Annotated in this window: 24 protein-coding genes; 12 read left to right on the forward strand and 12 right to left on the reverse strand. The window is 67.2% G+C overall.

Annotated features, from left to right (window positions below):
- Window positions 1–7 precede the first annotated feature (7 nt).
- Window positions 8–709, forward strand: a complete 702-nt coding sequence (locus tag C3V38_RS16810) for a carboxylesterase (protein WP_165001196.1) — start codon at window positions 8–10, stop codon at window positions 707–709.
- A gap of 213 nt (window positions 710–922) precedes the next feature.
- Here C3V38_RS16810 and C3V38_RS17450 read toward each other — a convergent pair whose 3' ends face one another.
- The 4 genes from C3V38_RS17450 to C3V38_RS16825 form a co-directional block, all read right to left on the reverse strand.
- A complete protein-coding gene (locus C3V38_RS17450) occupies window positions 923–1,204 on the reverse strand; it encodes a hypothetical protein (protein WP_129591235.1) in 282 nt (93 codons plus the stop codon).
- Window positions 1,201–1,674, reverse strand: coding sequence for a hypothetical protein (locus C3V38_RS16815; RefSeq protein WP_129591236.1), 474 nt, complete (start codon window positions 1,672–1,674; stop codon window positions 1,201–1,203). Before C3V38_RS16815 ends, C3V38_RS17450 begins: the two co-directional genes overlap by 4 nt.
- A 153-nt stretch (window positions 1,675–1,827) precedes the next feature.
- Complete coding sequence (locus C3V38_RS16820; protein ID WP_106386847.1) at window positions 1,828–2,430, reverse strand: single-stranded DNA-binding protein; 603 nt, start codon at window positions 2,428–2,430, stop codon at window positions 1,828–1,830.
- Window positions 2,431–3,053: 623 nt separating this feature from the next.
- A complete protein-coding gene (locus C3V38_RS16825; protein WP_106386848.1) occupies window positions 3,054–4,694 on the reverse strand; it encodes a hypothetical protein in 1,641 nt (546 codons plus the stop codon).
- A 180-nt stretch (window positions 4,695–4,874) separates the two neighbouring features.
- Between C3V38_RS16825 and C3V38_RS16830 the strand changes: the two genes are divergently transcribed.
- Complete coding sequence (locus C3V38_RS16830) at window positions 4,875–5,738, forward strand: RusA family crossover junction endodeoxyribonuclease (RefSeq protein ID WP_129591237.1); 864 nt, start codon at window positions 4,875–4,877, stop codon at window positions 5,736–5,738.
- Between the two features lie 39 nt (window positions 5,739–5,777).
- The gene (locus tag C3V38_RS16835; protein ID WP_106386850.1) at window positions 5,778–7,205 is read left to right on the forward strand and encodes a replicative DNA helicase; all 1,428 of its coding nucleotides are present in this window, start codon (window positions 5,778–5,780) and stop codon (window positions 7,203–7,205) included.
- A 17-nt stretch (window positions 7,206–7,222) separates the two neighbouring features.
- On the opposite strand, the gene C3V38_RS16840 is transcribed toward C3V38_RS16835, so the two are convergent.
- On the reverse strand, window positions 7,223–8,122 hold the full coding sequence (locus C3V38_RS16840; RefSeq protein WP_106386851.1) for a hypothetical protein: 900 nt from the start codon (window positions 8,120–8,122) through the stop codon (window positions 7,223–7,225).
- A 45-nt stretch (window positions 8,123–8,167) separates the two neighbouring features.
- Here C3V38_RS16840 and C3V38_RS16845 point away from each other — a divergent pair, with 45 nt between their 5' ends.
- The 8 genes from C3V38_RS16845 (at window position 8,168) to C3V38_RS16880 (ending at window position 15,264) form a co-directional block, all read left to right on the forward strand.
- Complete coding sequence (locus C3V38_RS16845; RefSeq protein WP_129591239.1) at window positions 8,168–9,292, forward strand: Hsp70 family protein; 1,125 nt, start codon at window positions 8,168–8,170, stop codon at window positions 9,290–9,292.
- Window positions 9,289–9,729 (forward strand): hypothetical protein, encoded by a 441-nt coding sequence (locus C3V38_RS16850; protein WP_106386853.1) that lies wholly within the window; start codon window positions 9,289–9,291, stop codon window positions 9,727–9,729. Before C3V38_RS16845 ends, C3V38_RS16850 begins: the two co-directional genes overlap by 4 nt.
- Before the next feature lie 36 nt (window positions 9,730–9,765).
- Window positions 9,766–10,623, forward strand: a complete 858-nt coding sequence (locus C3V38_RS16855) for a hypothetical protein (protein WP_106386854.1) — start codon at window positions 9,766–9,768, stop codon at window positions 10,621–10,623.
- 42 nt (window positions 10,624–10,665) lie between these two features.
- Window positions 10,666–11,310 carry a hypothetical protein gene (locus C3V38_RS16860; protein ID WP_106386855.1) on the forward strand — a complete coding sequence of 215 codons (645 nt, stop codon included), beginning with the start codon at window positions 10,666–10,668 and terminating at the stop codon, window positions 11,308–11,310.
- 193 nt (window positions 11,311–11,503) lie between these two features.
- Window positions 11,504–13,453, forward strand: a complete 1,950-nt coding sequence (locus C3V38_RS16865) for a YqaJ viral recombinase family protein (RefSeq protein ID WP_106386856.1) — start codon at window positions 11,504–11,506, stop codon at window positions 13,451–13,453.
- Window positions 13,454–13,492: 39 nt separating this feature from the next.
- On the forward strand, window positions 13,493–14,035 hold the full coding sequence (locus C3V38_RS16870; RefSeq protein ID WP_106386857.1) for a helicase associated domain-containing protein: 543 nt from the start codon (window positions 13,493–13,495) through the stop codon (window positions 14,033–14,035).
- A 21-nt stretch (window positions 14,036–14,056) separates the two neighbouring features.
- On the forward strand, window positions 14,057–14,716 hold the full coding sequence (locus tag C3V38_RS16875) for a hypothetical protein (RefSeq protein WP_106386858.1): 660 nt from the start codon (window positions 14,057–14,059) through the stop codon (window positions 14,714–14,716).
- Between the two features lie 41 nt (window positions 14,717–14,757).
- On the forward strand, window positions 14,758–15,264 hold the full coding sequence (locus C3V38_RS16880) for a hypothetical protein (protein WP_129591240.1): 507 nt from the start codon (window positions 14,758–14,760) through the stop codon (window positions 15,262–15,264).
- A 105-nt stretch (window positions 15,265–15,369) separates the two neighbouring features.
- On the opposite strand, the gene C3V38_RS16885 is transcribed toward C3V38_RS16880, so the two are convergent.
- Window positions 15,370–15,966, reverse strand: coding sequence for a hypothetical protein (locus tag C3V38_RS16885; RefSeq protein WP_129591241.1), 597 nt, complete (start codon window positions 15,964–15,966; stop codon window positions 15,370–15,372).
- A 556-nt stretch (window positions 15,967–16,522) separates the two neighbouring features.
- A complete protein-coding gene (locus C3V38_RS17455; RefSeq protein ID WP_129591242.1) occupies window positions 16,523–17,275 on the reverse strand; it encodes an NAD(P)/FAD-dependent oxidoreductase in 753 nt (250 codons plus the stop codon).
- 116 nt (window positions 17,276–17,391) lie between these two features.
- On the opposite strand from C3V38_RS17455, the gene C3V38_RS16895 reads away from it, so the two are divergent.
- Complete coding sequence (locus C3V38_RS16895) at window positions 17,392–18,366, forward strand: IS481 family transposase (protein WP_106386862.1); 975 nt, start codon at window positions 17,392–17,394, stop codon at window positions 18,364–18,366.
- Here the strand turns inward: C3V38_RS16895 and C3V38_RS16900 are convergent.
- The 5 genes from C3V38_RS16900 to C3V38_RS16920 all read right to left on the reverse strand — a co-directional run bounded on the left by C3V38_RS16900 (window position 18,322) and on the right by C3V38_RS16920 (window position 22,092).
- Complete coding sequence (locus tag C3V38_RS16900; RefSeq protein WP_106386863.1) at window positions 18,322–19,194, reverse strand: NAD(P)/FAD-dependent oxidoreductase; 873 nt, start codon at window positions 19,192–19,194, stop codon at window positions 18,322–18,324. The two genes, C3V38_RS16895 and C3V38_RS16900, sit on opposite strands and share 45 nt — an antisense overlap.
- A gap of 541 nt (window positions 19,195–19,735) precedes the next feature.
- On the reverse strand, window positions 19,736–20,053 hold the full coding sequence (locus C3V38_RS16905; RefSeq protein WP_017835249.1) for a multidrug efflux SMR transporter: 318 nt from the start codon (window positions 20,051–20,053) through the stop codon (window positions 19,736–19,738).
- Window positions 20,050–20,415 carry a multidrug efflux SMR transporter gene (locus tag C3V38_RS16910; protein ID WP_017835250.1) on the reverse strand — a complete coding sequence of 122 codons (366 nt, stop codon included), beginning with the start codon at window positions 20,413–20,415 and terminating at the stop codon, window positions 20,050–20,052. Before C3V38_RS16910 ends, C3V38_RS16905 begins: the two co-directional genes overlap by 4 nt.
- Complete coding sequence (locus C3V38_RS16915) at window positions 20,412–20,939, reverse strand: TetR/AcrR family transcriptional regulator (RefSeq protein WP_061917301.1); 528 nt, start codon at window positions 20,937–20,939, stop codon at window positions 20,412–20,414. The genes C3V38_RS16910 and C3V38_RS16915 overlap by 4 nt, the downstream gene beginning before the upstream one ends.
- Before the next feature lie 148 nt (window positions 20,940–21,087).
- Window positions 21,088–22,092 carry an AraC family transcriptional regulator gene (locus tag C3V38_RS16920; protein WP_017835252.1) on the reverse strand — a complete coding sequence of 335 codons (1,005 nt, stop codon included), beginning with the start codon at window positions 22,090–22,092 and terminating at the stop codon, window positions 21,088–21,090.
- Between the last annotated feature and the right edge of the window lie 44 nt (window positions 22,093–22,136).

A 22,136-nucleotide genomic window follows, 5' to 3' on the forward strand; every position in this document is an offset into this window, starting at 1 on the left:
GGAGCCCATGACAATCGCGGTACTGCTCGTGCATGGGTTTGGTGGCGACACCGACACCTGGGACACCATCGCCCCGCAGCTGGGCGACGCCGGCCTGATCGTGGAGCGACTGTCGCTGTCCGGGCACGGCTCCGACGCGGCAGCGCTGGCGACTACGCCGTGGACCGCGTGGGTCGAGGACATGCGTTCCGCGGTCGCGCAGCTCCGCGACCGCGCCGACCGGGTGGTGCTGGTCGGCTATTCGCTGGGCGCCACCACTGGCCTGTTCGCGCTCGCCGAGCACCTGGTCGACGCCGCGGTGTTGATCTCCCCGAGCGTGGACGTCTCACCGGTGCAGCGGGCTGCGGTCGGTGTCCTGTCGACTCTGCGGGTGCCGACGATCCCGCGAAGCCTCGTGGGCACCCGCGACGATGACACCGAGGACGAGGGCGAACCGTTGCCGGTGGCGGCGTTGGCGCAGAATCTCGCGTTCAAGGCCGCAGCCCGCGACCTGGAGCTGACTGCGCCGGCTCCGACGCTGCTGGTCGCCGGCGGGGCCGACGAGGTGGTCGGCCCCGATGCTGCCGGGCGTGTACTGGCGAAGTTCCCGCAGGGCACCCGGCTCATCACGCTCGCTGGGGGAGAGCACGACCTGCCCGGCGGGCCGCTAGCTAGTCAGGTCGCCGATCTGGTTGGCGAGTTCGTGAGCTCGACTGGCCGGGCGGACTAGCTTCATCCGTCGGCTGCGGCGTGTACTTGCGGGCCAGCCCCTCCGGGGTTCCCCAGAACTGCCGGCCGGTCCGGAGGTTTCGCAGGCGTAGTGAGCGATTGCCTGCCCCTGATTCGGCACTGGAGTCCTCTACGACCAGCACTTCGGCATTGTCCGATTTCCGTTCCCATACCTGGCCTTGAAGGCTCGGCCGAGCGGGCCCTGCGCTCTTGGTCATGACTCACCTTTTCTCGTCGATTGTGCGCCTGGTCGAGGTCCGGCGCCGGTGGAGTACTGCTGTCCGGCTCGACGGGCGCGGTAGCCGGCCGCGTAGCCGTCTGCCCATGCCGCCGACACCTCGAGCGGGGCGACCGCGATCAGGCCTTTCTCTTGCAGGTCGCGGGCGGCTTTCTGGGCCATTCGCTCGAGCGGCACGGAGTACGGGTCTGTATCGCGGTGCAGGGCCCGGTAGATGGCGTCCGCAACCTGCTCGGTTGCGCGGTCCGGGCTCATCATTGGTCGGCCTCTCGATACGGGTTGTCTGCCATCGCTTGACGCCGCGTCGCGCTGCCGATGGTCGGCTCGAGGTGGTAGACGGCCTCTACCCATCCTTCGGCTCGCCCCTCGCGCTTGGTCTCGGCGTGCAGCCGGTCGGCTGTCTCCAGCCGGGTCCACGAGCCGTCGCGGGTCAGGCGCCACTCGCTGCCGTCGGCTTCGTTGACGAGCCGGTAGTGCTCGGGGTGTCGGGTGGTGACTGCTGCTGACACCAGCTCGCCGGCCGGTTCGGCCCTGTTGGCGACGTCGGGGCCGTCTGTCCGATTCGTTCGCTGCTCGTGCGACTCGGGCTTCGGCTGGTGCTCGTCGAGCCATGTCGCGACCGCGTCGAGGACTGCGCCCATCGCGCCCACGCCGTCTGTGTCCATCGCCTCGAAGTACACGTCGAACATTAACCCCGCGTCGGGCAGGTCTTCTCTGGTCCAGCTCATGCGCTCATTCTCCCGTTCCAATTCGCTCTCCTCGGGCGGAATGACCGCCCGAGGAGAGCGCGGCCCCGGAGGGACCTCATCCGGTACGCGTCCGATCAGCCCAACGCGGTCCCCTCCGGCGTTACCCGGCTGCCCCGGCCACACTCGCTTACATCAGAACGGGGGTTCGTCGTCCTGGCCGCCGAAGCCTCCGCCCGCGTTGGCACTGGCGGCAGCGCCCCACGGGTCGTCGATCTGGTCAGATCCCTGACCACCTCCGAAGCCGCCACTCTGCTGGCCGCCGCCGAAGCCTCCCTCGGGCTGACCACCACCGAAGCCGCCCTGGCCACCTCCCTGGGGCTGGCCGCCGCCGAAGCCGCCACCCTGCTGGCCGCCGCCCTGGTTGCCGCGGCTGGTGCGGGTGACCTTGGCGGTGGCGTACTTGAGGGACGGGCCGACCTCGTCGACCTCGACCTCGTAGACGGTGCGCTTCTCGCCCTCGCGGGTCTCGTAGGAGCGCTGCCGCAGCCGGCCGTTGACGATGACGCGCATGCCCTTCTGCAGCGACTCGGCGACATTCTCCGCCGCCTGCCGCCAGACGTTGCAGGTGAGGAACAGGCCGTCGCCGTCTTCCCACTGGTTCGTCTGGGAGTTGAAGCGGCGCGGGGTGGAGGCGATGCGGAAGTTGGCGACCGCGGCGCCCGACGGGGTGAACCGCAGTTCCGGGTCGGCGACGATGTTGCCGATGACGGTGATGGGGGTGTCGCCCTGACTCATGGTGTCTCCTAGGTCGTGGGTTCAGGCGGTGAGCCGGTGTGCCGGTCTCGGGCAGGAGCATCGCACGACGATTTGCCGGTGTGGCGTCTCCGCGACCTGCACGTTGACGGGAATCGCCGGCAGAGTCTCGCTGGTCAAAGGCAAGGGAAGGGGAGGACCATCGCCGCTCGCGTGGGGAGCACGCGGCGCCGGCCTGGAGGATGCGCCGTTGCATGGGACCATCACCGCTCGCGTGGGGAGGACCCCCGTACAGTGCGTCGGGCTGGAGCTGGCCCCAGGACCATCCCCGCTCGCGTGGAGAGCACTTGCCTCACCTGATGCAGACACCAGCTATCTCCGGACCGTCCACGCTCGCGTGGAGAGCACACTCGCTACGCTGCGGGTTTTCTCCGTGTACGCGTGGTTGGGGATGGGTTCGGGATTGCTCCCGAACGGTGACCACCGCGGTGGCCTTCACGCTTCGCCGGTCCCGCGCCGTTCCCGCCTGATAGCGGTTCGGGCACGGGGCCTCCACGTGCATTAACGTCCCCACCCTCCGTGGGGACGGCCGCCCTCTCCGGCGGCTACGGCGCGGCCCGGGCCCCGACTATGCGGGCGGATGTGACCACATAGTCGGGTGCCTGTCAGGCGGGAATCTGCTCGGGGTACTCCTTGTAGGCGTCGTGCGCTGCCTTGGTGAACGCCTTGGGGTCGGCCAGACCCGCGCGCACCATGCGCTCGAACCGGTCGGCCGGGATCCTGCTCGACAGGTGGGTACCGAAGTTCTTCCGCAGGATCGGGTTCAGCTGATCAAGGTGCTGGGCCATGCCGATGGTCTCGATCAGCTCGTCCCACAGGCCCTGCAGGTCGTGGCGGTCGGCCAAGGTCTGCCCCTCCGGCACCGCCAGCGCAGAGTTCTCCACGGCGGGAGCAGGGGCCGGTGCCTGCTCCTGCGCGGGCTCCTGCGGTGCCGACTGCTCGGGCGGCGCCTGCTGTGCCGACTCCTGCTCGGGGACGTTGTGGCCGCCACCGTCGGGGCCGCCGCTGGAGGGCGCGCCGACGATGTCGGATGCCACTTCCAGGGCCAGCGCGTACAGGTCGCCGGCCGCCGCGGCGACCCGCTTGATCCATTCGGAGCTCTCGTGTCGATCCTCGACGTACTCGAGGACGAAGGGCTGCTCCGCCAGGGCGACCTGGGCCACCCACTTGGCGGCCTCGCGCCACGACGGCTCGGTCTGGCGCTGGTAGCCCAGTGCGGTCTGCTGGACCCGGCTCGCGGCCCACATGAGCGGCTTGATCAGCTCGGTCGCCGCGCGGCTCAGGCGCTCATCGCCCAGCTGTGCCGCCTTCTCCGGGTCGGCGTAGGCGGCGCTCTGCACCAGGTCGAGGGCGTCCTTACGGGCCCAGCGGACGGACTGCACGATGTACGAGGCCGGGTTGAGTCGACCGTCGAGGTTGACCAGCTCCCACGGCTTGCTTTCGACTGACCGCAGGCGCTGTACGGGCCGGTCAGTGTCGTCGCCCCGCATGATGCTGACGACCTGCTCGGCGATCTGGCGGGCATCGACTGCGCCGCCGGTCGGTGCGCCGGGCGCGGCTGCGGGGGAGGCGTTGTCGGAGCGGACGATCGCGCCGCCGGTCTCGCCTGCCTCGGTGAAGATGCGGACCCAACCCTCGGGCGGTGTGGAGCCGTCGCGGTTGTGCCGGAACAGGTCCCACTCTTCGGGGTTGGTGGAGGCTTCCGCACTGATGACGTTGCGGGAAGGGTCGCCGGCGGGACCCACGACGGCGATCACGTTGGCGCAGTTCTCGCCCGTGATGTTCGAGTTGGCGCCGCTGCCGTCTGGCGCTGAGCCGCGCAGCACGCACATCGGCACGGTGTACGGGATGACCTCGCCGGACTTGTTCTTGTAGCGGCGGCGGGTCTCGATGGCCACGTAGACCGGTTCGCCATGCTCATGAGCCCAATGCAGCGCTCGGTGCACCTCCGAGCTCTCAACGGTGGAACCGGAGAAGTCGTGCCTGAGCTTCTTGTCGCTGCCGGTCTCCGAGGATGCGGCATCGAACGTCACCGACACCGAGCGCACCCCGCCGCGGCCCTCCCTGTCGGAGACCTTGATCTCCTTGACCAGAACGGACGTGAACTCGCGGACGTACACCTCGGGACGCACGGGCCGCTGCGTGACGTCGCCGTCAGCGGTGAGCTTGACCGCGACGGGCTTGGTCGGTGCGCTGGCGTAACCGATCCAGCTGGTCGGGTGGGTCTGGCGGGTGAAGGTCGTCATTACTGTTCCTTCGGCGTTCGGGGTGGGTCCGTGTTGCCCACATCAAATCACGCCGCACTGACACTGCAGCACGACGAAATCGTGGCTGATCAGCGCGGCGGGCGCCTCGCCATTTCTCCGCACCGCGCGGTCGGTGTTCGGGGCCGTGGCGGCGGCATGACCCGCCGATAGGGTCCGGCCATGACCAGCATCGACCTGGGCCAACTGTTGGAGTCCGGCACCCACAAACAGTGCCCCGACTGCCAGTTCCGCATCATCCCGATCTCGGCACGCTCCTGCTCGCAATGCGCTGCCGGCCTCGCGGCGCCCTTGAGCGCACCCCCGAGTCGTCGGCGCACTATGGCGCGCGGCGGGGGCCGGAAAGTCGCCGCCACTGTCCGGCACCTGGGAGATGGGTCCCGCACCGGCGCCGGCACCGTTGCCCCCGATTTCCGAGGGGGACTGGACGCAGCGACCGGCGGAGTGTTCTGGCTGGTCGCACACGGTGTCCCCGTCACCCAGGGGTCCATGGTGGCCGTGGCCGCCGGGAAGATCCGCCGCGACAACGGCCCCGAGCTGGTGGCCTGGCGCGACGAGATCACCCGCCGGGCACGGCTGCAGGCCGGAAGTGGCTGGACGCCGATCAACGGGCCTGTGCAGGTCGCCGCATGCCTGACCGTGCCGTGGCCGGCCCGCATGCCGTTCAGCGGTTTCTGCGAGGCCATCGACGCGGTCGGCGACACCCCGGCCAGGCTCGCCCCCATGGGCACCCCAGATGGCGACAAACTGCTGAGGGCGGTCCAAGACGCACTGTCGCCGCGCGGGGCCAACAGGTTCCACCTCCTCGAAGACGATGCCCGGGTCATCGACTCGCAGGTCAGCAAGACTTTCCCCGCCCCGGAGCACACTCACCCGTGGGCGCTGGACACTCCGGGCCTGGTGCTGCGGGTGTCGATTCTGGGGGCGGATGTCGCGCCGATGCCCGGTTCATCTCTGTCCGACCCCGGCGGGCTGCCGGACCCTGCACTGCGGCTGCACCGGTCCTTGGCCCGGCAAATCCGCTAGTCCGCACACCTTCTCTCCCCGTCGTTAGGCTGCGCCACCATGACCGAAACCCACCCCGGGCACGTCCAGCCCGCCAACAGTGCGGGCGGGGACGCCTCCAGCCTGTCTGAGCGGGTTGTGCTCGGCACCCTGCTCGACGGCGACAGTGAGTTTCTGCGCTCGGCGATGCCGGCACTGTCTACCGAGTCGTTCACCAGACCCGACTTCAAGGCGATCTTTCACGCGGTGGCGACGCTGGACCGGGTCGGCGATGCCATCGACGTCCCCAGCGTCATGCAAGCCCTGGACGAGGTAGGGCAACTCGCCGGCGTCGGCGGCCCGGCGGCGGTGACCCGCCTGGTCACTGACTCACTGGCCGCGGCCGTCCCGAGGGTGCATCTGCAGCGGGTGATTGAGGCGACCCAGCTGCGGCAGGTTCACGAGACGATGTCGCGGCTGTTGGCCGCGCGGGCGACACCGGACAGGGTGTTCGACGAGCTCGATGCGATCCGGGACGTGGGCGCCGATGTGTCGGTCACGCTGCCCGACCTCGCGGACCAGCTCGACGCCTACCAGCGGGAGCTGCAGCGTCGCCGGTCGATGGACACTCCGCTGGTGGGTGTGCCGACCGGGTGGCGAGAACTGGACGGCATCTACTCGCCGGATCCGGACAAACGACGAATCGGGCGCCTGCCTGGCGGGTTCGAGCGCAAGCACCTGGTGATGGTGGCGGCCCGCCCCGGCGTCGGCAAGACGTCGGTGATCATCGACTTCCTGCGGTCGGCCTGCAAATCCGGCAAGGGGGTGGTGTTCTTCTCCAACGAGATGCCGGCGCAGGAAATCATCGAGCTCATCGTGTGCGCGGAGGTGGCGCTCTACAAGCGGGACCGCTACAAGTTCCCCGAGGACATCCCGCCCAGCGGGTGGGACCGGATCGCCGAGGTGCAGGCCGACATCACCCAGAACTGGCACCTGATCATCGACGACCAGGCATCCACGCTGGCCGACCAGCGGCGCGTCCTGGCCGCCGCGCGCATGAAGTTCCGGGCCGAGGGCGTGGACCTGGACATCGCGTTCCAGGACTTCATTCAGCGGATGAGCACCCCGGGAGGCCGGGGCAGTAAGGCGCAGCACGAGGAGTTGGGCGACTTCTCCAAGGGCTGGAAAGACATGGCCAAGGAACTCGACATCGCCGCGGTGGTGGCGGCTCAGCTCAACCGGTCCAGCGTGGAGGTCGATCGGCTGCCGCGCGCCGACGATCTGCGCGGGTCAGGGTCCCTCGAGCAGGACTCTGACGTCATCATCGGGCTTCACCGGCCCTACGCCACGGGCGGTCAGGAGTCCGGCCACACCGCTGATGAACTGCAGGTCGTGATGATCAAGGTGCGCCACGGCGCTGCCGGGCACGTCTTCGAGCGGGCGTTCGTCGGCGAGCTGGCGCAGACGATGGAACCGGCCCGACGGGCCATGCCGGAGCCCCCGCCGTAGGGGCGCCCCACCGCCGGCTAGGCGTCGCGCATGTCTTTGGCCTTCATCATCTGCCGCTCCCACAGCAGGTTCAGAGTCGAGATCGCGTTGTCGGTGACCGACCCCCGGATCGTCAACGCGCCCTCCATCGTCAGGTCCCGGTAGCGGGACACCGCGTACAGGGTGCTGGTGGTGCCCAGGTTCCGGCCGTCCTGCAGCCGGGTCAGCGTGACCACGTAGACGCGGTTGTCGTCCATGCCCCAGTAGTCCTTCTCCACGGGCAGGACCTGCACCTTCTGCACGTGGTGGACACCGTCCTTGTCGAAAGTGGTGCGGGGGCACACGGCTGTCCACTCGTCGATCGTCGACAACGGGCGGAGCTCGGGGTTGGCGATGTCGATGGTCATCTGCGCGTTGTAGGCCACCAACGTCAGCGTCTCCCCGGACCAGCTCGACGACCAGTCCCGCGAGACTTCCTGCGCCTTCTGGTGCAGCTCCCCACCGGGCACGCACTCGGCAGGGGAGGCCGCCGTGATCGTCTCGTCCGGCTCAGCGATGCCAGTCGGGGCCTCGCGCAGTTCACCCACCCAGCCGGTGAACGTCGGTGCGGGCAGATCCTGGCCGCCGGTATCGACCAGGTAGTCCTGGTAGGCGGTGGTGTCGGTTTTCGGCTCTCGCCCCCACATGAACATCGTCGTGGTGAGCAGCAGGCCGATGATGACCACCATCGCCCCGGCGCCCATCGCGGTCTTGGTGCTGCTGGACTGGCCCGCGAACCAGTCGCGGACACCGCCGGCCGACTTCCGCACTGCCGTCATCGCCTTGTTGCTCTTCACACCCACGGGGCCCTTCTCGCGCAGTCCATATCCGGAATCGGCGCCATCGTCCCACCGGCTCATGCCGCCGCGATCGGCTCGCACGGGCGGCGGCACGCCCATGGCCCATGCTGGTAGCCGCACCGCCAACGAAAGGTCAGTACACCGATGCCCCCTGTGATGGCCGTCGACCTCGGGTCGGCCACGATCAGTGCTGCAGCAGCGCAGCCGTCAACGGAACCGGACCCGGCAGTGCTGACCGTTGACGGCCGATCCACCTACTCGCCGGCGACTTGCGTCGACATCGAGGGGGTGCCGCACCCGTCGACGTGGTCGGGGTCAGCAGTCGACCACACACCGCGCCCCGACCTGCTCCTGGACCTGCCGCCGCAGATCATCGGCGACGTCCCCCTCTCGGGAGCGACCCTGGTCGGTGTCGCCATCGGACCAGCGCTGGCGGCTGCCGCAGACCACTTCGGGACCGAACCGACTGTGCTGATCGGGGTGCATCCGCACTGGTGGCCGGCGGGCAAGATCGCCGACTACGAACGGGCACTAGCCCGCCTGACTCCCCACACCGCTCTCATCCCCTGGCCAGAGGCTATCGCCGCGCAGACCGTGCCACCCGCGACGGCCTCCCACGTGACCGTCATGGACTTCGGGGCATCAACTGCCACCATCACGGTGGTCTCCTTCTCCCGCCGAGGAGTGCCGCGGGTGCGGTTCACCCACACCGACCGGGCTGGCGGGTCACGCGGTGTGGACCGGGTGATCGTCGCCGACGCAGCAGCCGAGGCCGGCATCGACCTGTCCGGGCAGGACCAGCACTGGTGGGAGGAGGCCGCTTCTCAGGTCGCGGCCAGTCGGCGCCGTCTGTGCACCGAGACCGGCTCCTGGCCGGCCGCCATCGACATCGAGTTCCCCGCACCGCTGGGCGCCCGTCAACTCCGCGGCCCCCGACTGCGGCAGCTCACCACCACGCACATGCAGAAGGTGGTGGCCGGGCTGATCGCCCATGAGGACGTTCAGTCCGCCTGGTCCGACGACCGCACCTCCACCACCACGCAGCCGCTGGTGGAGGTCACGGGCGGGTTCGGGCAGGACCCGTCGGTGCTGTCGGCGGTCAAAGCCGAGGCTGGCAGGGCCGACCTGGTGCCCGAGCCGGCCTCAGCTGCCGCATTTGGGGCGGTCCTGGCCCACGCCCCGGCGTGGGTTCCCGCCGATCAGAAGCCGTCCAGGTTCCGGTTCGGGCGCTCCCGCTCGGCCGTCCCCGCCCAGCGGGCACGGTCGTGACCACCAAGGGGCGCCGATACCGGCGAGAGACGCTGATCGCGCTAGTCGAACAGATCGACATCACCGTTCCCGCGCTGTCGACCACCACGCTGATCCGGCGGTCGATCGCCCACTACAACCGACGGAACCCGACCTCGCGGCCCGCGAGCCTCGATTCCGAGACGGACTTCTTGTGCCGTCTGATGGTCAACTTCCTCAGGCACCAGTGTTCGGAGTACGACTCCCTGCGCACGTTCCTGCGCCAGCACGCCCACGGGGACGACCACGAGTTCGTCGGCGCCATCGTCAAGGGCAGAGTGCTGCGTTTGATCGCAGCGCAGTACCCGATGCTGCGTTCCGAAGCCCGGTCCCAGGCACTGCGGGAAGACCAGGTCGTCAACGGGGCGCCACGCGCCCGCGCCCGCGGCCACGCCACAACGGGACGACCGCGGCGATAATCTCGCCTTCGAGCAGCGCACGAGCCAAGGAGCCCCATGGACAACGGGATCACCCTGACCACCAACGGTCGGTCGTGGGTGTCGGTGGCCAACCCACTGCGCCACGACACGATCGCCGGGCTGGCCCAGGCGCAAGCCAAGTACGACACCTCCCAGGTGTCGGCTCGATCCGGCGCTGTGGGCGTCATCGTCGGCGTCGCGGTCGGGCTGCTCGCCGTCCTGGTTGGCCTGCCGGCATTGCTGGCGGTCGTGTGCGGACTGGTGGCATTGCCGGTGGCCTGGCTGCTGACGTTCCGGCGACTGCGCTCTCGGGCGGCAGCGTTCGAGTCCACGCTGGCTGCCAACGCCGAAGGCCTGGGGCCACGACGGATCGTGCGGGGCGAGTTCCTTCCCGGGGCGTGTGCCGACGCCGCCGACCAGCTCGTCATCGGGACGGTGCAGATCCTGCAGTCCACCGCTTACCGGTGCGGGGCGCTGGGAGAGACCAGCTTTGTCTACGACGAGATTCTCGACGCCACCTGGTCGCTGCTGCACAAGCTGCGCACCTACGAGCGGGAAGTGCGCGACATGGCGCGCATGGAGGAGCGGGCGTGCGATGAGCGCACGCGCCGCGATCTCGCCACACTGGCAGACCGCATGAATCATGTGTGGTCCGAACAGCTACTGCCCTTGGTGGATGCCCACCGGGATCTGGTCCGGTCGGTCGCAGACCTCGACCGGTTCCTCGACACCCCGCATGCCAGGGACCACGGCAAGCAGTTGGCTGCAGCTGACGACTCTCCCCGCACGGCCGCAGACGACCTGGATGCGCTGACCGGGCGGGTCGCCGCAGCTCGTGACCGCGCGTTGGCCTACCGGTCCGGCTATCCCGACGCCGACACGACCAGCCCTTAGGCTCAGTGCAGCCTGTCGACGGCACTACGAAAGGGGGACCGGATGGATCGCGAAAAGCTCATGACGAGGCGCGCTGAACTGATGGCCCAACTCGCTGCCAACACCGTCGAGCTGGAACGCGCCGAGGAGCACCTCGAGCAGAGCCAGGCCATCTACCGGTCGACCACCGACGGGTTGGCGATGTCCTGGAGGGCCATCGAGCGTGCCTCCATCAATCCGAACACCCCGCCCAAGGAGCTCAAGCAGCTCCTGCGTCTGCACGCCCGCGCGGAGACCGCCGCGGCCAAGGAGTACTCCGAACGCACGAAACGGTGGGGGCACCGCAGCGGGGACGGGCACCTGTTCGCCTGTCCGCTCGGGGACGTACCGCGGTTGAACCGACTGATGGTCTCCGCCGACGTACTGGGCACATACCGAGTTCCTCCCGAAGACCTCGAGAAGCCGTCGTTCTTCACAGTGGCGTTGTCACGGCCTGTACCTACGGGCGATGTCAACGCAGACGGCGAAATGCAGATGGTGAGGCTGCGGTCCCGGCTTCGTGTCCCGGTGGAACTGCGGCAAGGCAACGATCTGACGCTGCGCGATGTCCTGGCCTGCCGCCTGGACGACGCCAAGGGCACCGAGCAGCTCGCCCGCTTCTTCGGCGCCGACCTGCTGGCCTCGGTTCGCGCCTCCCTGGCCAAGTAGCAACAGTCACCGGAAGCGGTCCACGACGAGCGATTTCGAGCCCCATCCGAGGTTCCCCGGCACGTTCACCCCTTAGGGTTCTGCACATCGGAATCTGACTGCACGCGACCAATCGAGGCACCCCATGTGTCGATCCCAGCACGAACCCGGCGGGCCACGCTCCTGCCCGAAAGAGCCCGGCGACACCGTCGTCATGGCAACCCAGCGCGTCCAACAGCTCATCGACCGCAAACTCGAGCTCGAAGCCGAACTCGCACTGATCAACAGTGGCCTCCTCGACGGCGACCACACCCAGGCCACCCAGAAGCTGGCCGCGACGATCGAAGACGTCACCGCCGCTGACATCGCCCTGCGCGAGGCACACGCTGCCGCTGACGCCGTCGCCGCCCACAACGCCGCCCCTGGCAGCGCACTGGCGCACCTGAGCGACGACGAGCTACGCCAACACATCGACGACCGCGTCAGCGCTGACGAGTACACCGAACTCCTCGCCGTCCGCGATGCCGCCCGTGAGCATCGGGATGCCACCGCGAAGGCCTACGCGGACGCCATGTCCGCCGCCGGCGACGACGACCCCGACGCCCTGCACAAGCTGGCGCAGGCCCGAACCGACGCCTACGACGCGCACTGCGCCTACCTGGAAGCCAACGCCCCGGTCGAGGAGTACAAGGACGTCACCGCCCAGGCGGCAGCCGAGCTCGGTCGCCGCAACCCGGTCCCCGAATGGGAAGGCGAGCAGCTGGGGAACTGCTACAAGCAAGGCCACTACGAACCCGGAACGCGGGAGTGGCTCGAGGCTCGTCAGTCAGGGATCGGCGGATCAGATGTCGGGCCGATCCTGGGCATCGACCACCACGGGCGCAGCACCACCGACATCAAGAACTCCAAGCTGACCGAGATCAGCGACGCCGAACTCGAGGCGCAGGCGATCTCGCTGCAGTCCGCCAGTGGCCCGCTGGGCCGCGGGCACGCCTGGGAACCGGTCATCGTTCGGCAATTCGCCGACGACCACCCGGACCTGACGGTGATGAGCGCCAAGGCCACCTGGCGCAACGACGACGTGCCGTACTCCGTCGTCAACGTCGACGCGGTGCTGTCCAGCGACGGCGGTGACACCGTCGACGGGATCTTCGAGAGCAAGACCGGCTCCGACGCCGCCCAGTGGGCAGACGGGCCGCCCCCCGGATACCGGGCCCAGCTGGCTCAGTACCTGCACACCACCGGCCTCAAGTACGGGGTGATCGCTGCGCGCATCGACGACCGCGAGACCCGCTACTACCGGATCAGCGTGGACGAACCGATCGTCGAGGGCGGCAAGCCAATCGCCGAGCACCAGGAGAAGCTGGCCTCCACCTGGAAGCGGTGGGAAGCCGAACGCCAGGACCCGCCCGGGCCGCGCCCCAACAAGGGCACCTTCTCCTGGGTGAAGAACCCCGGCACCGCCTCGTCTATGGAAAAGAACGCGACCACCGCACGCGACCTGGCCGCCTACCGCGGCATCAGCCAGGAGAAGGCCGCATCCCTGATCCAGGACGCCGTCTACGCGGGCAAGAACCCCGATCATGCGGTGCGGGACCTGTACGCGAGCTACGACCCGGCCACCGATCCCGACCGCCGCTACGTCACCGTCGACTTCGAAACCAACTCGCGCTCCGCCAGCAAGGGGCAGATCATCCAGACTGGTGTGGTCGTCACCGACGGCCGCGGCAAAGTCGTCGAGCGGATCGACTCCCTGCACGGCATCGACCCCCGCATCCGAGACAGCCAGGGCACCGGCGCCACCAGCGTCCACGGCATCACCCCGGCCATGGTCGATGGCCACACCCCGTTCGACCAGTCCGTGCAGCGCAAGCGGCTCGCGACACTGCTGGCCGACCCCAAGACCACGCTGGTGGCGCACAACGCGAGCTTCGAGAAGTCGTGGATCCGCTCCCACGGCATCCCCACCCCTCGCATCATCGACACGATGCGCCTGCGGCAGCGGTTCGACCACGGCACCGTCGGCTCCACCAACGCTGACTTCTGCCAAGCCAACGGCGTCGACTACGTCAACGGCCACAACGCGGCTGCTGACGCCGACATGACCAGCCGGGCCCTGCACGGGTTCATGCGCCGGCTGTTCCACACGCCCCCCGGCTTCTGACCGAAGCCGCCCGGCATGACCCGCTGAGACGATAAGCGCATGAGCGACGACGAGCAGCCCCCGCTCGAGCACGCGTACGCGGTACTGCAGTACGCGAGCTGGCGGGCGGCCAACCCCGGCCGCGGTGTGCCCGCGGGGTTCGTCACCGACAGCGGGTTCGCACTGGGGACCTGGGTCCGCAGGATGCGCGCCGCCCGCCGGGCCGGAACACTAACCGCCGGCAGGGTGCACGAGCTCGACGAGCTCGGCTTCACCTGGAGCGGCGACGAGGACCGCAGACTCGGACGAAACCTACGCTCGGCGCACCGCTGGTCCGAGATGCTGGGAGAGCTGGACGCGTACCTCGCCGAACACGGCGATGTCATCGTCCCCGCCAAGTACGTCACCCCGTCTGGAAACCGTCTCGGCGCGTGGCTGTCCACCCAGCAGCGCGCGTGGCGCCGCGGCGCCCTGGCTGAGGAACGACGCGCTGACCTACACCGCAGGGGAGTGCGCCCTACCCGCGACGAGACCCTGCAGGCCGCCCTAGACCGCAGTCCGGTTCTGGCCGTGCATGATCCAGTCCGACGCCACCTGCCGTGACCACCACGACCTGGGAGAGAAATGCCTACTGCCTCCGCTGACCAGCCGTCGCTGCTGACCAGCCGCAAAGCCGCGGCCGAGTGGTGGCTCGACACCGCTGGCCGTGCCGCGCTGACCATCGCCGACGCCCGGCGCCCCGCCGCTGTGCTGATCGCACCCGACGGTGATGTCGTGGTCGACGGTTCACCGCGGACGGAAAAGCGCCGGCCCCGCAATCTCAAGGTCCCCCAGAAGTACGTCAAGAGCCTCGCCGGCACCGACGAAGGCACCTGGCGGGCCGCCCACGCTGTGGCCGCGTCCCGCTGGTCCACCCGCCGCGACTCCATCCCCACCTTCACCATCCTGCTGACCGTGATGGCCCTGAGCATCGCGACCACCACCAGCGCTGGAAGCATCCCCACGATCGCCGGGTGGATCGCCGCAGCAGCGTGCGCCGCGATCGCAGTGGCCATCGCTGTGCACTCCCGGCGCAGCGCCGTGACCATCGTCCAGACCAGCGACCAGCAGGCCACCCGCATTGCCGGCATCGACGCCGCCCGCGCGGTGTTGGGAGACAACGAGGACCAGGAGCTCTACAAGACTGCGTTGCACCAATGGCGAGCAGAGCGTGATCCGATGCGGCCACGCAATCGTCTCACCAGGCTCGAGGAGTCGCTCGCCGGCGCCAGCGCGGAGGAGTGATGAGCGCCGGCCGGAATGCTGGGTCGTCCCTGCTGGACCGAGTGACCACGGTCAATGAGGACGGTCAGCGGCAGCTGGCACCGTTTGTGATGCCTCTGTTCGTGATCGTCGTGCTCAGTTTCATTCTGCTGTTCACCCTGGGCCGGTGCGCTGTCGACACCGTTCACTCCATCACTGAGGAGCCCGAGCAGCGCCCGATGGTGACCCCGTCGTTTGAGCTCCCCGCGCCCCGCGGCTGCGGCGAAGTCAGTGACACCGTGATGGCCGCTATCGAGCAGGAGCTGCGGGATCCACGCATGCGGGTGGCGCGCGCGTACTCGCACGAGCGTGACGATGGGGTGCAGGCGATCGGGGTGACGATTCAGCGGGACGATCGCGCGATCCAGGCGGTCGCAGCGATCTTCGCAGCCGACCACACCGGCAAGCTGTTCTCCCTGTCATCGGATGCGCGGCAGATGTCGCGGTTGCCAGACGGTCGAGAGACGCTGCGGATGACCCCGGTCGACGATGAGGCGCAGATAGTGAACTCGTGCCTGCGGGACCAGTGACACACGCGGGCAGCACGCCCGTTCCGTCACCGTGACGTTAGGGCAGGTCAGCGTGGGGACTGGACGTGCTGCCGCTTCTGCTGGGGGCTCGTCGCCGCTCTCGCACTACTCCAGTTCGGAGGCCGGCACGTCGCTCATCAGCGTGTCGACCGGTTCAACAACCCCGTCAGAGACAGGGTCGGAGTCGGCAGTGGGGGCTTCGATCTCGCCGCGTCGAGTCAGTACTCGCCAGGCCCGCTGGGCACGGGGCTTAGCTTCTTCTTCTGCCCAGCGGCGCACGCGCGGCCTGGTCGCAACGGCGGCTCCACCGACGAGGACTAGCGCCGTCACCCCGAGCGCGACCGGGGCCCAGGAGCGGGAGTGCGGCGGCATCTCCGCCTGACCCTCGAACTCACCCTCGACGTCGATCAGCTCGACAGGTTCGCCACTTGAACCGGCATCGGAGGCGGAAGCTGCGATGTCGGCGTTGAGGGCCTCGGCGATGCTCTCGTCCCACGTTCGGACGGTCCAGGCGCGGTTGTAAGACTGGTAGCCGCCGGTTCCACGCTCGTAGTAGGTCTCTGAACCGAACTGCTTGCCCTTGTCGGTCAAGCCGTAGTCGCCGGGCCCTCCGTCCAGGTATCCGTGCTCGAAAAGAAGCGCATTCATCTCGCGCGCCGTCTTTCCCATGCCTCTACCGATGTCCTGAGCGGATCTTCCCATAAAGAAATAGTACTCGTACGCGATGGGGAGCCCAGCGGTTCACCTCGCGCGAGCGCCCGGCGCGAGTCGGCGGCAGCCACCGACACCGCCAGCTACGCTGGAAGCCTGCCAGAATGACGGCACGGCACTGACACCGGACGGGCACGCTGACAATCTTGTCGGCAGCCAGGATGGCACACCGAAGCGACGTTGCCGCTGCTAGTCCTGCCCCTTTGATGGATAATGTTTATTATCCATCACGCTGCTGACCCTTCCCGAGATGCCGTCGGGCCGCCACCGTGTCGGTTGCCAAACAGTTTGTCAGTTTGCCAAACCGGTGTCAGCAGCGTGCCACGAGTTTGTCAGTGGTGGCTGCAAGTCTGGCAAGCAATACGGCGCGGATGTAGCGTCCCCGATCGAGCTAGCGACCTGTTGAGTTCGACGCAAGAGTCGGATCTGTCTTCCCCTGACCGCGCGATGCCCTCAATCTTCTTGACGAGCCGCCAATCCATTCCCTTTTCAGGATCGGTAGACGGATACGCGCCGCGCCTACGGAGAAAGGGCACGGCGGCCCTGGCTATTTCTTGACGCCGCTGAGGTTCTTCTTGATGAGAATCTGGGCTACAAGGTGTCCAGACCCGCCGTTGAGTCCGGCGCCGGGGTGCGTGGAGGCACCGACGTGCCAGACTCGGGGCACGTGCGTCTGGTGCGAGGCGTGCGGCAGTGGTCGCCATAGGAGGTTCTGGTCCAGCTCCGACGAACCGCTGTACGGGTCGCCCTTGACGGCATTGGGGTTAGCTGCGGCCAGCTCCGGTGGAGTGATGGTGTCGATTTTGAGGATGGTAGAGGTCAAGCCTGGCGCGTGCTCCTCGAGCCTGTTCAGGACGCGGTCAACATAGGCTGCGGTCGTTTCTTGTGACCAGGTGCCGTCGACATCGATGGTTCCTCCGGCGTCGCCACGCGGTTGCCAGGGTGCTTCCTGCAGTTGAAGCCAGAGGGCACCTTTGCCTTCGGGCACACGGTCCGGATCCAGGATCTGCTGGCGGCCGACAACGATTGTCGGTTCGGTGGGAAGGAGGCCGGCGTCAGCTTGCGCGCATGCGATTCCGGTGCTCGCCGAGCCATCGCTGACGTGAACGAGTGGAACGTCGGAAAGTCGTTCGTCCGCGAACTTCAGGGGCCGGTCCAGGGCGACATGAATTTGGATGGCCGCCCGACCGTACCGGTACTGCTGTGCTTCTCGCTGGATTCTCGGTGGGACGTCACTGAGCAGCGTCCCGTACAGTGCTTGCGGTGTGACGCTGGCGAGTACAGCGTGACGTGCGCTCACTAGCTGTACTGACCACGGACGTTGTGTCACTGGTCGGCATGGCGGGCTGACATAAGGAAGACCTCCGTGTGAGGTGTGAAAGCGACAAAGCAACCACACTCACAACGGAGGTCTTCATGTCCCACGGTAACGCCCCGCTGACTCCGACGGGCAGGCTGCGTCTGGCCCGGTGTGTCGTCGAGGACGGCTGGACCCGTGTCCGTGCTGCCGAGCGGTTCAACGTCTCGGTGGGCACCGTGCGCAAGTGGGTCAACCGGTATCGCGAGTACGGCAAGGACGGCATGGTCGATCGCTCCAGCCGGCCCCACCACAGCCCGGGCCGGACACCGCGGCGGCGGGAGCGGCGGGTGATCGGCCTGCGCGTGTCCCGCCGGTGGGGGCCGGCCCGGATTGCCTACCACCTGGGCATGCAGCCCTCGACCGTGCACAAGATCCTGTCCCGCTACGGCTGTCTGCGCCTGTCGTTCACCGACCCGGCCACCGGCGCCCCGGTGCGTGCCGGCAAGCGGCAGGTGCGCCGCTACGAGCACGAGGCACCGGGCGATCTGGTGCACGTGGACATCAAGAAGCTCGGCCGCATCCCCGATGGCGGTGGTCACAAGGTCCTCGGCAGAGCCAAGGGAAAGCGCAACAGCAAGCGTCGAATGGGCTACTGGTACATCCACAACGCTGTCGATGACCACTCGAGGCTGGCTTATAGCGAGCTGCTGGAAGATGAGCGCAAGGAGACCGCGGCCGAGTTCTGGAAGCGGGCCGAGGCCTTCTTCGCCGATGCCGGTATCACCGTGCGCCGGGTCCTGACCGACAACGGCAGCTGCTACCGCTCCCATGCCTTCGCCGACGCCCTCGGAACCGAGGTCACGCACAAGCGCACTCGCCCGTACCGGCCGCAGACCAACGGCAAAGTCGAGCGCTACAACCGCACGATGCTCGAGGAATGGGCCTACGCCGAACCCTATTCCTGCGAAGCCGACCGCGCGGCACGTCTACCGGCCTTCCTGCACCACTACAATTTCCACCGCGGCCACACCGCGCTAAGAGGCGCCTCACCCGCAGACCGCGTACACAACCTGCGTGGACAGTACAACTAGCCCTTTGTCGGTAACGACTCCGGTAGCCTGCTGGTCGGCCACGGTGATGGATTCAGCAGTTCTGCCGGTCATCACCGTTACTCCGAGCTCGGCGAACAGGCTCTCGAAGGCGGCCACGAAGTTTCCTGCGCCGCCAGCCACGATGGGCAGACCAAATCCGTGCATCGTGGCGGCGAGGACCGGGATCATCATCCCGCCGGAAGCGTTGTCGGGCGACATCCCGGCGTGCAGTAGCCATGGCGCCCAGATTTGGTCCGCTTCGGTACCGTTGAACCGTGCCCTTGTGAATGACCGCCCGCTGGTCAGTGCGTCGCGGGCGAGCATTTCAACACCGTCGAGTTTCTGCTTGCGCAGTGCATCGAAACCCAGCTTCGCAAGGGTCTTCTTCGATCGCAGGTCTGACCCGAGGGCCCCGAACACTGTGCCTGAGCGTGCCCCCATCTCATCCAGCATCGCCACGTACGCATCTTGGTCGTGGGCTTCGGCGAACCCTTCGGCCGTGCGCTGGGGGTCTCGATAAGCGACCGAGGTAAGGTCGCGGGCGACGCTCCCAGTGAGGGCAGCGTCGGTGTTTCGATACTCGAGTCCGTGCGCATGGAGTTTGTCGCCGATTGCGGCGTAGGCGCCGCCGGAGACGAAAAGCGGATGCCAAGAAGAATAGATGTCATGTTCATATCCGGGCAGCGTTCGTTCGCCTGAGGCAATGAATCCACCTAGATTCTCATTGCGTTCAATGATCGCTACACGCCAGCCAGCCAAACCGAGCTCGGCGGCCGCGACGAGGCCATTTACGCCAGATCCGATCACAACTGCGTCAAAAGGTTCCATGATCTGTGCTCTCGCTTCCACTCGTTCCGCTGGCTCCAGGCTGCGTGTTGCAACCTCGGGCTGACTCTCCTTGGCGACGTCGGAGCGCCTGTTGAATCAGGCGGGCTGAGCACTCGACATGTGATGGGTACCGTTCAACCGCTCGTGCCCGACGCGTGTTCGATTGCTGATCGTCAAGTGCAGGAGTTCTGTGTTCAATGATCGGGCACCGGCGGCGTTCCCGCGGTCGATTTCGTGCATCGGGTCGGTCTTCGGCGGAAAGTGGCCGGAGCGCCGCGGAATTTGGCTGTGACGCGCATCTCCAGGGATCCTAACGTGAGATGCAGCGCACTGGCCTGCGGGTTTAAGAGGAGCCGAGTTCGGTCAGAAGAAGCTATTCCTGATTATGCAGACGGTGAAACACCGCATAGGAGGAATTGGCCATGGCAAAAGTGCCTACCGCACGCAGTGATCATCGCTCTCTGGCACCGAGGAACGGCAGTCGCTCGCGGCGTCGCGGTCGCGGACCACTTGGTGGACCGTCCGCTGTGTGCCTGGGTGCTCAGTAAGCGGCGCCGAGCTCAATTAGGAGTACGCCGCCGACAATGAGGATGACGCCGAGCCCCATCAACCAGGTAAGGGGCTCCCTGAACAGGAAACGGCTGATGATCGCCGTCAACGCCACCCCAGAGGCGGCCCAAATTCCGTAGGCGACACCGAGAGCCATGCCGGCGGCCAACGCCAACGACAGCATCGTGAACGCCAGTAAGTACCCGACGGCCACGCCCGCGTACCAGAGCTTTTTGTCCACAGCGATGCGCAGTGAGATAGTGCCGAACACCTCAAATGCGATGGCGGCGATGAGAAAGAGCCAGGTCATCGGGCCACCTCGCCCTTCTTGTTCTTGTGTCCCATCTGGGCGCCGAGTTCCACACACAGCACTCCACCGATTACGACGACGGTGCCGATACTCATCAGCGTGGTCAGCGGCTCATTGAAAAACACCATCGACAACAATGCCGTCAACGCGACCCCGGATGCGCCCCAAATACCGTAGGCGACACCAAGGGCCATTCCTGTGCGCAGTACCAGAGCCAGGAACACGAACGCCCCCACATAGCCGATCACGACGACCGCATAGAGAGCAGGCGCATTAAGCGCGGCCTTCAGTGACAGCGATCCCGCGACCTCCAATAGGATCGCGCCGACCAGCAACAGCCACCCCTTCGCTTGTCGGCTCACTTTGCCCCACCTTCGTCCAGCAATCTCATCGCAGCCGAATACACTGCGTCTTCCTCATCCCCGCGAACCGCCTGAATGCCAAGTCCTTTGTTGAACCACGCCCCGTCAGCCAGGAGCCTGGCGGCCCGCAGCGCACCACGCTGCCGGGGTGTCCCTGTGATCTCGGTCCCGAACCACGGGTCCATGCGTTGCGTCCACTGGGCTGCCAGCATTTCCCTCAGTCGGACGTCGACCAGCAGCGCAAGGTCGCTCTGGTCGAACTCTCCCGTCACCGCGTGCTCCACGTAGGCTCGCAATCTTTCGGCTGGGCTGCTGTCCTCTCCTGCCTGCTTGCGCAGCACTGTCAACCACCGATCTGCGATCCGGTCCACCACCGCCAGCACCAATGCCTCCTTAGTTTCAAAGTGGTGCACTACCCCTGGCTTCGTCAGGCCAGCCTCGCGCGCAACAGCATCGATCGCGAACGGCTCACCACGGCGCAGCACTTCGATCGCATCATCAAGAATCTCCGGTTTCGTGGCCATGCCACCACCCTACCGACCATATGGTAGGTCAGAGAGCTTCGACCGTCGTGGGCTCCAGATAGCCGGGTCGGAGTCGCTGTTGAGGATCGTCCAACGCGACAGCGATCCTCTGCTCGTGGACAGAAACGCGATCCGACAATGAGCCGACTCAGGTGCCGTTGTGAGTCTCCCCGGCGCGGAGGTTCTCGTGTGGGGTGGCGCCGAACTGGCGGCGGTAGTCCGCAGAGAATCTCCCGTAGTTGTAGAACCCCCAGCGAGCGGCGACGGCCGTAGCGGTTGTGTCATGTGGGGAGGACTGGATGAGTTCGTGGCGGGCTCGCTCCAGGCGGACCCGGTGTCGGTATCGCATTGGCGTTGTGCCGACATGGCGGGTGAACCCGTCTTGGAGTGCACGGACGCTCAACGCCACTTCGCGGGCGAGATCGGAGACGGATGCGTACTCGAGCGGATTCTCCTCCAGTGCCTCGACGGCCGCGCGGATCGGTCGGGGGCCGGTGAAGCCAGATGGCGCAGCGAGCGCTTCTGTGTAGTTGCTCGGGATGGAATGGATCAGACTGCTGACGGCCATTCGACTGAGGTGGTGTGCAGTTCGCGCGCGCTCCAGGACGCTGGCCTGTCCAAGTTCCATGCGGAGCAGGGTCATTATCGATTCCAACGCGCGAAAGGTGCCGACTGGGGGGTGGGGGTCGAACCGAATCGGTTTGAGCACTGTCCGCCCGAGGGTTTGTGCGATCTCGTCATGGACCAGCTGTGGGGCAAACCGCAGGGACGTCGCACTAGTGTCACTGAAGTAGTCGACGGCCGCGTCTTCCCCCGCAGAGACGACCACGCACTGGTGGCCCTCGGTGGCGATCTCCCGGCCGCCGAGTCGCGAGACAACCTGGCCGGTCGTGGAGATTAAGACGCTGTAGAAGGGGTTCTCTGGCAGGAGCATGGACGCGGTCGAGATGGAGAAGTTAGCGAACCACAGTCCAGGAAGCTGATGCTCTTGGAACCGGACATCAACGACCCTGTTCAGCGGCGGTGAGTCGACCCGCGCGTCTGGGTAGACCTGGCTGAGCCGGGTGGACAACTCCGCAGGATCGCTTGTGGTGACTGTCACTTCGGTCGGTGTGGGGGTGTTGTCGGCCGTCGAGGTCAGATGGGCATTCATGGTGCGCGTCACCCTTGATTGGAGTGATGAGTATCACGCATCAG

The sequence above is a fragment of the Dietzia sp. oral taxon 368 genome, from assembly GCF_002999155.1.
Taxonomy (GTDB): Bacteria; Actinomycetota; Actinomycetes; order Mycobacteriales; family Mycobacteriaceae; genus Dietzia; species Dietzia cinnamea.

Excerpts from the sequence above, each read along its gene's own strand:
- C3V38_RS16810 (WP_165001196.1), top strand. The coding sequence starts at position 8 with ATGACAATCGCGGTACTGCTCGTGCATGGGTTTGGTGGCGACACCGAC.
- C3V38_RS17450 (WP_129591235.1), bottom strand. The coding sequence starts at position 1,204 with ATGATGAGCCCGGACCGCGCAACCGAGCAGGTTGCGGACGCCATCTAC.
- C3V38_RS16815 (WP_129591236.1), bottom strand. The coding sequence starts at position 1,674 with ATGAGCTGGACCAGAGAAGACCTGCCCGACGCGGGGTTAATGTTCGAC.
- C3V38_RS16820 (WP_106386847.1), bottom strand. The coding sequence starts at position 2,430 with ATGAGTCAGGGCGACACCCCCATCACCGTCATCGGCAACATCGTCGCC.
- C3V38_RS16825 (WP_106386848.1), bottom strand. The coding sequence starts at position 4,694 with ATGACGACCTTCACCCGCCAGACCCACCCGACCAGCTGGATCGGTTAC.
- C3V38_RS16830 (WP_129591237.1), top strand. The coding sequence starts at position 4,875 with ATGACCAGCATCGACCTGGGCCAACTGTTGGAGTCCGGCACCCACAAA.
- C3V38_RS16835 (WP_106386850.1), top strand. The coding sequence starts at position 5,778 with ATGACCGAAACCCACCCCGGGCACGTCCAGCCCGCCAACAGTGCGGGC.
- C3V38_RS16840 (WP_106386851.1), bottom strand. The coding sequence starts at position 8,122 with ATGGGCGTGCCGCCGCCCGTGCGAGCCGATCGCGGCGGCATGAGCCGG.
- C3V38_RS16845 (WP_129591239.1), top strand. The coding sequence starts at position 8,168 with ATGCCCCCTGTGATGGCCGTCGACCTCGGGTCGGCCACGATCAGTGCT.
- C3V38_RS16855 (WP_106386854.1), top strand. The coding sequence starts at position 9,766 with ATGGACAACGGGATCACCCTGACCACCAACGGTCGGTCGTGGGTGTCG.
- C3V38_RS16860 (WP_106386855.1), top strand. The coding sequence starts at position 10,666 with ATGGATCGCGAAAAGCTCATGACGAGGCGCGCTGAACTGATGGCCCAA.
- C3V38_RS16865 (WP_106386856.1), top strand. The coding sequence starts at position 11,504 with ATGGCAACCCAGCGCGTCCAACAGCTCATCGACCGCAAACTCGAGCTC.
- C3V38_RS16870 (WP_106386857.1), top strand. The coding sequence starts at position 13,493 with ATGAGCGACGACGAGCAGCCCCCGCTCGAGCACGCGTACGCGGTACTG.
- C3V38_RS16875 (WP_106386858.1), top strand. The coding sequence starts at position 14,057 with ATGCCTACTGCCTCCGCTGACCAGCCGTCGCTGCTGACCAGCCGCAAA.
- C3V38_RS16885 (WP_129591241.1), bottom strand. The coding sequence starts at position 15,966 with ATGGGAAGATCCGCTCAGGACATCGGTAGAGGCATGGGAAAGACGGCG.
- C3V38_RS16895 (WP_106386862.1), top strand. The coding sequence starts at position 17,392 with ATGTCCCACGGTAACGCCCCGCTGACTCCGACGGGCAGGCTGCGTCTG.
- C3V38_RS16900 (WP_106386863.1), bottom strand. The coding sequence starts at position 19,194 with ATGGAACCTTTTGACGCAGTTGTGATCGGATCTGGCGTAAATGGCCTC.
- C3V38_RS16905 (WP_017835249.1), bottom strand. The coding sequence starts at position 20,053 with ATGACCTGGCTCTTTCTCATCGCCGCCATCGCATTTGAGGTGTTCGGC.
- C3V38_RS16915 (WP_061917301.1), bottom strand. The coding sequence starts at position 20,939 with ATGGCCACGAAACCGGAGATTCTTGATGATGCGATCGAAGTGCTGCGC.
- C3V38_RS16920 (WP_017835252.1), bottom strand. The coding sequence starts at position 22,092 with ATGAATGCCCATCTGACCTCGACGGCCGACAACACCCCCACACCGACC.